The organism is Streptomyces sp. NPDC045778 (assembly GCF_056431945.1).
The window spans coordinates 1-7,088 of record NZ_JBWKJZ010000073.1 but is presented as its reverse complement, the minus strand read 5'-3'; the positions used below and the strand labels follow the sequence as shown (position 1 = coordinate 7,088).

The following is a 7,088-nucleotide window of genomic DNA, read 5'->3' as shown; positions in this document are numbered from 1 at the left end:
CCCCCCCCCCCCCCCCCCCCCCCCCCCCCCCCCCCCCCCCCCCCCCCCCCCCCCCCCCCCCCCCCCCCCCCCCCCCCCCCCCCCCCCCCCCCGCCCCTTTTCACCGGCGACCGGCGCTCAGATCCAGCGCAGCGAGGACGCGATCGCCTCGCACAGGCCGCCCATCGGGCTCTCCACGCCGCTCAGCGGCACGGAGAACGCGAGCAGCAAATACCCCGAATTGGCGGGCATGTTGACGTACAGGTCGAGGGTCGTCGCCGTCGTCACGCGAACCGTCTCGCCCGCCGGAAGGTCCGTCACGGTCACCTCCGCGCCCGCCTCCCGGCGCTCGGCGATGCTCCGCGCCAAGTCCTCCGGCGCGGCGTACAGCTCGGCGGACAGGGGCAGCAGGGACACGAGCAGCGTGGCCGGTGCCGCGCCCGCGCCGGTGACCTCCGAGCGCAGGAACAGCTCCATGGCGCCCTGCGCCACGCCGCGCTCCGCGGTGTTGCGCAGCGTGGCCCACAGCCCCTGCGCGGCCCGCGCGGACATGCGGCGCCGGGCCGCCTGCCGGTCGACGTACGTCTTCAGCTGGGGCCGCCAGCGGTCGAGCGTGAGGTCGATGCGGAACCAGTCGCGGGGGACGAGGAGCCGGTAGTCCTCCGGCGGCGCCCCGGCCCCGGTCCCGGTCCGCTCCGTTCTGGGCGGCGCCCCGGCCTCGGTCCCGGTCCGCTCCGTTCCGGGCGGCGCCTCCGCCCCGGCCCGCTCCGTCCCCGCATCCGTGCCGGTCACTCAGCACCCTCACCTATGTCGACGGGACGGCCCTTGCTGTCCACCGGGTTCCCCTCGGCGTCGAAGAGCTGGAGGCTCCGGCAGACCCCGGCGAACATGCTGGAGAAGACGTCCCAGCCCTCCATCGTCGGCGTGGACATCTCAAGCACCACGGCGGTGCCGTTGGACAGCGGCACCTGCACGTTGATGAAGGACGTCCAGAACGGCTCCTCCTCGCCGGACGGCGTGAGCGACCCGTCCACGGCCGCGCGCCGCGCGCCGATCCAGGACACGGCGGGCCCGCACGGGAGCGACAGCTCCTCCACGTCGCCCCGGCCGAGCGCGCGCAGCGCCTGGGCGGTGCCCTCCACCGGGCTGAAGCGGGTCTCGTCCGGCAGGTCGGCGAGGGCGACGGACACATTGGCCGTGCAGCGGACGTCGTCGACCTCGGTCACGACGAACCCGGCGTACTGGACCCCGGCGTCGACCAGTTCGTCGTACGTGGAACCGACCATGGCGGCCCACAGGTACTGCATCTCAGGCGTGGACCTGGGCTGGATCTCCCTGGCCAGGTCGATGAGCTTGGCGGCGAGGTCGTCGATGTCCTCGGCCTCCGTGGGGAGTTCGAAGAACCCTTCCGGCATGATCCACCGGACGTGGAACAACTCGCCGCCGGCCGCGGTCGCGACCTCGGTCGTCTCGGACACCACGGAACTCATCGGGGGCCTTTCCCATCGGGCGCGCCGGGCGGTCCTCCGCGCCGGTCTACGGGCATGTCCAGGTCGCCGGCGTCGGCGTTGTCATCAGGTTCGGGGTGGTAGCGGGCCGCGAAGGGATACGGGCCGTAGTGCGGGTACGCGTCCGGCAGCGCGGCCCCGCCGTCGCGGGCCAGGTGCGCGATCCTGCGGTACGCGGCGGCCCGTGCCCGCACCCGCTGGCGCGGGCGGCTGCCCCAGTGCCGGGTCAGCGTGACGGCGTACAGGACGACGACCAGGACGCAGGCCACGCCGCACACGCCGTAGTACAGGTACTGGTCCCGGCCCGGCTCCCAGTGCTGGACGTAGGCGCCCCAGCCCGCGAACAGCGCGAAGGCGGCGAGCGCGGTCGGGACGCCGAGGCGCGTCCCGGCCCGGTGCAGCGCCGCCTCGTCCAGGTGGCGAAGGCGCAGCAGCTCCAGGACCGCCGTGTCGTCGAGGAAGTCGAAGCGCAGCCGCTGCCCCTCGGCCTCGGCGGCCGCGCGGGCCTCGGGCACCGCGGCGAGCACCGCGCCCGGGACGAGCGTCCGGACGATGTCCCCTCGGGCCCGGTACTCACCGGGCCCGAGGGGCCGCTCGTCCAGGGCCGCGGCCACGGCTAGCCCGCCATCGCGGTGCGGAACGGCGTCGGCGACGGCGTGGGCGCGGGGCGCGGCGAGGGCCGCGGCACGTTCGTCGGCTTCACCGGGTCGCCCGGGTCGCCGGTGCGGGCGCCGTCCTTGCCGGTGAAGATCTTGTACAGGGCGCCGCCGAAGCCGCCCGCCTTGATCCCCGCGGTGATCTTCTCGCCGGCGATGGGCGACTTCTTCGCCAGGCCGAGGACCTTGTTGGTGAGGTTCACGGCGATGCCGTTGTTGAACTTGAACCCGACCCCCTTCAGCGCGCCCATGCCGCTGAAGCGCACGCCGCGCAGCTTCGACAGGCCCTTCAGGCCCTTGAGCGCGCTGAACCCCTTCAAGGCGCCGAGGCCGGGCATGACACCGAGCACGTCCAGGCCCAGCTTCAGGAGGTTGAGCTTCCCGCCGCGCTTGAACATGTCGTACGCGTGCCCGGCGAGGGCCGCCGCGCTGCACACCACGGACAGCGCGGCGAAGACCGGGGCGAGCACTTGCAGCGGCGGAACGAACGTGCAGATCACCGCCAGGATCGCGAAGATCGCCGACAGGTTCGAGAACCGGTCGGCCCAATCGGCGAGCCAGTTCATGAAGCCGCCGGGGTCGCGGACGCCGTCGTGGTGAATGATGTTCTTGATGTGCTTCGCCGCCGCGCTCGCGGCGTCGTCGCGGATGCTCTTCGCGCGCGCGATCTCGCCGTGGCAGTCCCGGATGACGTTCATCGCCTCGTCGCGCTTCTTCTCCAGGCGCGTACGGTCCCCGACGTCGTCCTTGCTGGGCACGGTGCCCTTGTACTTGTCCAGGTCGCCGAGTGCGGTCTTCTGCTCGGAGCGCGCCTCGCGGTACTTCTCCAGGGCCTTGTCGGCCACCTTCTGCGCGCGGTACAGCTCGCTCGCGTACTCCTTGGACTCGGTGTCGCCCTCGACGACCTTCGTGCCCAGGGCCTTGGCGGCCTCGTCGTACCGTTCGAAGGAGCGCTTGAGCCGGCCCGACGTGCCGTCCGCGATCTCGTGGAAGGCGCGCCCGGCGTCGCTGTCCCAGCTCTCCACCGACGAGAGGGCCTTGATGTTGCGGGCCTGCTTGTCGATCTCGTCGGCCATGTTCCGCAGCTCCTTGCCGAGCCGCGCGACCTCATACGGATCACCGGGAACGGGATCGCCGTCGTGCAGCGGTTCCCAGTCGGTCGGGCGCGTCACTTCTTCCCCTTGGCTTCCTTGCGGGCGTTGCGGAGGGCCTCGGCCAGTTCATGGTCGACCTTGTCGTACGTGTCGGCCGCGGTGTCGGTGAACTTGGCGAGCTTCTCGATGTCCTCCATCAGTTTCTTGCGCGTCTTCTTCCACGTGCCGGAGAAGTCGTCGAAGACGTCGCGGAGCTTCTCGCTGCCGAGCGCGTCGCCGTACTCGTCCGCCGGGTTGCTGTTGTTCTTGAACTCCCGGTGAATCCGGAACAACGCGTCCGAGCAGTCCCGGATCATCCCGAGATCCGCTCGCGTCCTGTCACTCATCGGCACCCCCGTGCTGTTCGTCCCGTATGCGCTGACGGACCCCCGACCGAGCGGTGGTACGAGGGCCCGGACAAGAGGAAATAACGTATCCGCGAGCATCGAGATCTCGCCAGACAGGTGCGTCGCAACAGGGCGTCATATGCCCTGACTTACTCCCCCGAACCGGACGCCTCTGTCGCCAATTTGTTTCCCTCCGACCAAGGGCCCCGGACAATTCCGCCGTCGCGCCCGTGCCTCAGCGGTTGACCGACTGGACCTCCTCCACCGTCACCGGCTGGTCCGCGCCGAAGGTGCCGCTCGGCAGGGTGTGGGGGCCCGGCTCGCCCGTTCCTGTCCAGCTGATCTTCCAGGTGATCGTGGCCTGGAGCTTGAACGTGCCCTTGCCGGAGGACCGCAGGTACGTGAGGCCGCAGGGCGGGGTCTCGTCGGCCCTGCTCTTGCGGTAGGGCGTGCCGATGGAGCCGTCGTCGTGGGGCGCGCACTCGCCGGAGGCGGGGTGTGTGCGGGCGTCGGCCGTGCCGGGGTCGAGCCGGAGGGCATCGGGCCGGGCCGTGGTGGTGGCCCGCAGGTCGAGCCCGGGCACGTCGACGGAGGCCGTCACCGACACCGGCTTGAACTCGGCCTTGTCCAGCCATGCCCACGTCGGCAGGTTGACCTTGGTGGTGTCCTCGGGCGCGAGGCTGACCTCCGTGTCGGGAAGGCGCAGCCGGTTGTAGGCCAGCTCGGCGAGGAGCTGGGGGGTGAGGGCGTTCTCCACCGGGGGCGTATCGCCGTTCTCGACCCAGAAGGGCTCCTTGTCGCATTTCTGCGCAGCGTCCTCCAGCCACCGGTCCGGGTCGCGCACGGCGACCCACCAGTTGCCCTTGTCCTTCTCCTTGAGGTTGTAGTTCTTGTACTCGCCGTCCTTGTACTTGTCGCGGAACTGTGCGACGGCCGCCTTCGCGTAGCTGTGCTGGCCGGGGAAGTTCACGGTGCTCTCGTAGTTCCGCTCGACCTGGTCGCGGAACTGCTCGGCCGTGCGCGGCTCGTACCAGCAGGCGGGCGGGGACCAGTCGCCGACCGGCTTGAGGGCACCCGAGCCACCGCCCCCGCCGTCGCCGCGCGTCGCGCCGGAGAAGCGGATGACGGACACGATGTCCTGCCCCTCGCGCCAGCCGTCCGCGCCGGAGTTCCCCTGGGAGCCGCCGCCGGGGGACTTGTCCGCGTGCGCGGGACCCGGCACCAGCAGCAGCGTGGCGGCGGCCGTCACTCCGGCCACCGCCCACGACCTGCGTGTGATCATGGCGTGCACTTCGCGCTCCCCCTCTGCGAGCCGAGCATCGTGGTCTGCCAGACGCCTTGTTTGTTCTTGTCGAGACGGGTGTTGTAGAGCACGTACGACTTGTCGGTGACAGGCGTCTTGTCTGGCTTTCCGGTCTTTCGGTTCTTGGTGTACGCCTTGCTTTCGTCGGCGCAGTACTGAATGCCGGCCGCGGTTTCGCCGTGGAGTGTGACCCGTGGCGCGTAATAACGCGTCGTGCCCGTGACGGACAGGCCTTCCTTCTTGAATCCGGAGATCCACTCGGAGGCCCCGACGAGGGCCTCTCCCTTGTAGTAGAAGGGAATCGCCGCGGATTCGGACGCGCCGTCGGCGATCGCCGCGTCGGTGGCGTTGATGCGGCGCCGCGTGTCGGCGAGGGCCGCGTCCTTCACCGGATCGCCGGTCTTCCAGCTCTCGAAGACGTTCTTCACGTCGGCGGGCGGCTCGGCCGTCGGGCGGCCGGCGGAACCGTCCTGGGGCGCGCTCGCGGACGGGGTGCCCTTCTTCTTTCCGCCCGCTTCGTCGGCCCCCGCGATTTTGCCGTCGTCCTTGGCCCCGTCGGAACTGTCGTCGCCGCCGCAAGCCGTCAGCAGAAGTGCCGCAGTCGCGGCGAACGCGGCAGCAACGGGCAAAATACGGCGCTTCACGGTCGACTCCCGAATGAGGCAGGCGTGCGGTCAAGGGCCATGACGCTAAGGGCGGGGCGCGTGGTTTCGCCAGAGTGAACTGCCTTACAGCGGGGCGGAATGAGGGGAAAGCAGGCGGAATTGAAGCGTCCCCCCACGTAATCTCGCCGCATGCTTCTCTGGCTCAACGGCCCCTTCGGCGGCGGCAAGACACAAACGGCGTACGAGATCCAGCGGCGGCTGCCCGGCAGCGTGGTGTGCGACCCCGAACACGTCGGGTTCGGCCTGCACCGGATGCTGCCACCGCCCCTGCGCGGGGACTTCCAGGACCTGCCGGTGTGGCGGCAGGCGGTGTACGAGATGCTCGACCTGGCCCTGACCAGGAGCGAGGGCACGGGCGCGCGGCCCGGGGCCGTGATCGTGCCGATGACCGTCGTGGAGCCCGGCTACTTCCAGGAGACCGTCGGAAGACTCCGCGAACGCGGCCACGACGTACGGCACTTCGCGCTCCTCGCCGACCGGCGCACCGTCCTGAAGCGGCTGAGCGAGCGCGGCCTCGGCCACGCCCTCAAGATCGTCGCGGGCCGGGAGGCCGCGCTGCGGCGCGAGTCCTTCGCCGTCCGGAAGCTGGACCTGTGCCTGGAGCGGCTGCGGGGGCCCGAGTTCGCCGAGCAGGTGTGGACCGACACCACACCGGTGTCAGGGGTCGCCGAGCACATCGCGCGGTCGGCGGGGCTGCGCCTGCTGCCGAACACGGACGGGCCGGCGCGGGGGCGGGCGCGGCGGGCCCTGACCAGCCTCAAGCACATGAGGTTCGACTGACCCGGACCCGTGGCGCGGGGCCGTGCGCGCGTACTGGTGGGGGAGGTGCGGACTGGGCATGATGGGGCGATGCCCAGTGATGACGGTCACACAGATGCCCGGACTGAGCCGCCCGGTGTCGCCGACGAACGCGCGATGCTCAGTGCCTTCCTCGACTACCAGCGCGAGACCCTCGCCCTCAAGTGCGCGGGCCTTACCCCGGACCGGCTCCGGCGGTGGGCCGTTCCCCCCTCTTCGCTGAGCCTGCTCGGCCTGGTGCGGCACTTGGCCGAGGTCGAGCGCGGCTGGTTCCGGTGCGTGTTCCTGGGAGAGCCGGACAAGCCGCACTGGGAGGGGCCCGCGGGCGACGGGTCCGCGCAGTGGGACGTCGACACCGCCGACCCCGATGAGGCGTTCCGGGTGTGGCGCGCGGAGTGCGACCGCTCCCGGGCGACGGTGGCGGCGGCGACGTCCCTTGAGGTCACCGGCGAGCACGAGGGCACCGCGTACTCGCTGCGGCACATCCTCATCCACATGATCGAGGAGTACGCCCGGCACAACGGCCAGGCCGACCTCCTGCGCGAGCGGATCGACGGGGTCACGGGGGAGTAGCGGCCCCGGAGGGCCGCCGCAAGGCGGGTCAGGACGCGTGCGGCGTGGGGGGGGCCCCCCCCCCCCCCCCAAAAACACCACCACTCCCCCGACAGCTAGTGTCTTCCCCCTCCCACACCATCCCTC

At 71.3% G+C, this 7,088-nt stretch carries 9 protein-coding genes; 2 read left to right on the top strand and 7 right to left on the bottom strand.

The features are described from left to right. Window positions 1–117: 117 nt before the first annotated feature. From AC07GB_RS39700 to AC07GB_RS39670, 7 genes are all read right to left on the bottom strand, one after another. A complete protein-coding gene (locus AC07GB_RS39700) occupies window positions 118–771 on the bottom strand; it encodes a hypothetical protein (protein WP_478854452.1) in 654 nt (217 codons plus the stop codon). Continuing rightward, window positions 768–1,457, bottom strand: a complete 690-nt coding sequence (locus tag AC07GB_RS39695) for a hypothetical protein (protein WP_478854450.1) — start codon at window positions 1,455–1,457, stop codon at window positions 768–770. Before AC07GB_RS39695 ends, AC07GB_RS39700 begins: the two co-directional genes overlap by 4 nt. An 8-nt stretch (window positions 1,458–1,465) precedes the next feature. Then, on the bottom strand, window positions 1,466–2,101 hold the full coding sequence (locus AC07GB_RS39690; RefSeq protein ID WP_478854448.1) for a hypothetical protein: 636 nt from the start codon (window positions 2,099–2,101) through the stop codon (window positions 1,466–1,468). A 2-nt stretch (window positions 2,102–2,103) separates the two neighbouring features. Continuing rightward, window positions 2,104–3,315 carry a putative T7SS-secreted protein gene (locus AC07GB_RS39685; RefSeq protein WP_478854446.1) on the bottom strand — a complete coding sequence of 404 codons (1,212 nt, stop codon included), beginning with the start codon at window positions 3,313–3,315 and terminating at the stop codon, window positions 2,104–2,106. Continuing rightward, window positions 3,312–3,623 carry a hypothetical protein gene (locus AC07GB_RS39680; protein WP_150512492.1) on the bottom strand — a complete coding sequence of 104 codons (312 nt, stop codon included), beginning with the start codon at window positions 3,621–3,623 and terminating at the stop codon, window positions 3,312–3,314. The genes AC07GB_RS39685 and AC07GB_RS39680 overlap by 4 nt, the downstream gene beginning before the upstream one ends. Window positions 3,624–3,858: 235 nt before the next feature. Continuing rightward, window positions 3,859–4,905, bottom strand: a complete 1,047-nt coding sequence (locus AC07GB_RS39675; protein WP_478854444.1) for a hypothetical protein — start codon at window positions 4,903–4,905, stop codon at window positions 3,859–3,861. Next, window positions 4,902–5,570, bottom strand: a complete 669-nt coding sequence (locus AC07GB_RS39670; protein ID WP_478854442.1) for a hypothetical protein — start codon at window positions 5,568–5,570, stop codon at window positions 4,902–4,904. The genes AC07GB_RS39675 and AC07GB_RS39670 overlap by 4 nt, the downstream gene beginning before the upstream one ends. Before the next feature lie 150 nt (window positions 5,571–5,720). On the opposite strand from AC07GB_RS39670, the gene AC07GB_RS39665 reads away from it, so the two are divergent. Beyond that, window positions 5,721–6,371 (top strand): AAA family ATPase, encoded by a 651-nt coding sequence (locus AC07GB_RS39665; protein ID WP_478854440.1) that lies wholly within the window; start codon window positions 5,721–5,723, stop codon window positions 6,369–6,371. A 69-nt stretch (window positions 6,372–6,440) separates the two neighbouring features. Continuing rightward, window positions 6,441–6,962, top strand: a complete 522-nt coding sequence (locus AC07GB_RS39660; protein WP_478854435.1) for a DinB family protein — start codon at window positions 6,441–6,443, stop codon at window positions 6,960–6,962. Window positions 6,963–7,088 lie beyond the last annotated feature (126 nt).

Excerpts from the sequence above, each read along its gene's own strand:
- AC07GB_RS39680 (WP_150512492.1), bottom strand. The coding sequence starts at position 3,623 with ATGAGTGACAGGACGCGAGCGGATCTCGGGATGATCCGGGACTGCTCG.
- AC07GB_RS39675 (WP_478854444.1), bottom strand. The coding sequence starts at position 4,905 with ATGATCACACGCAGGTCGTGGGCGGTGGCCGGAGTGACGGCCGCCGCC.
- AC07GB_RS39665 (WP_478854440.1), top strand. The coding sequence starts at position 5,721 with ATGCTTCTCTGGCTCAACGGCCCCTTCGGCGGCGGCAAGACACAAACG.
- AC07GB_RS39660 (WP_478854435.1), top strand. The coding sequence starts at position 6,441 with ATGCCCAGTGATGACGGTCACACAGATGCCCGGACTGAGCCGCCCGGT.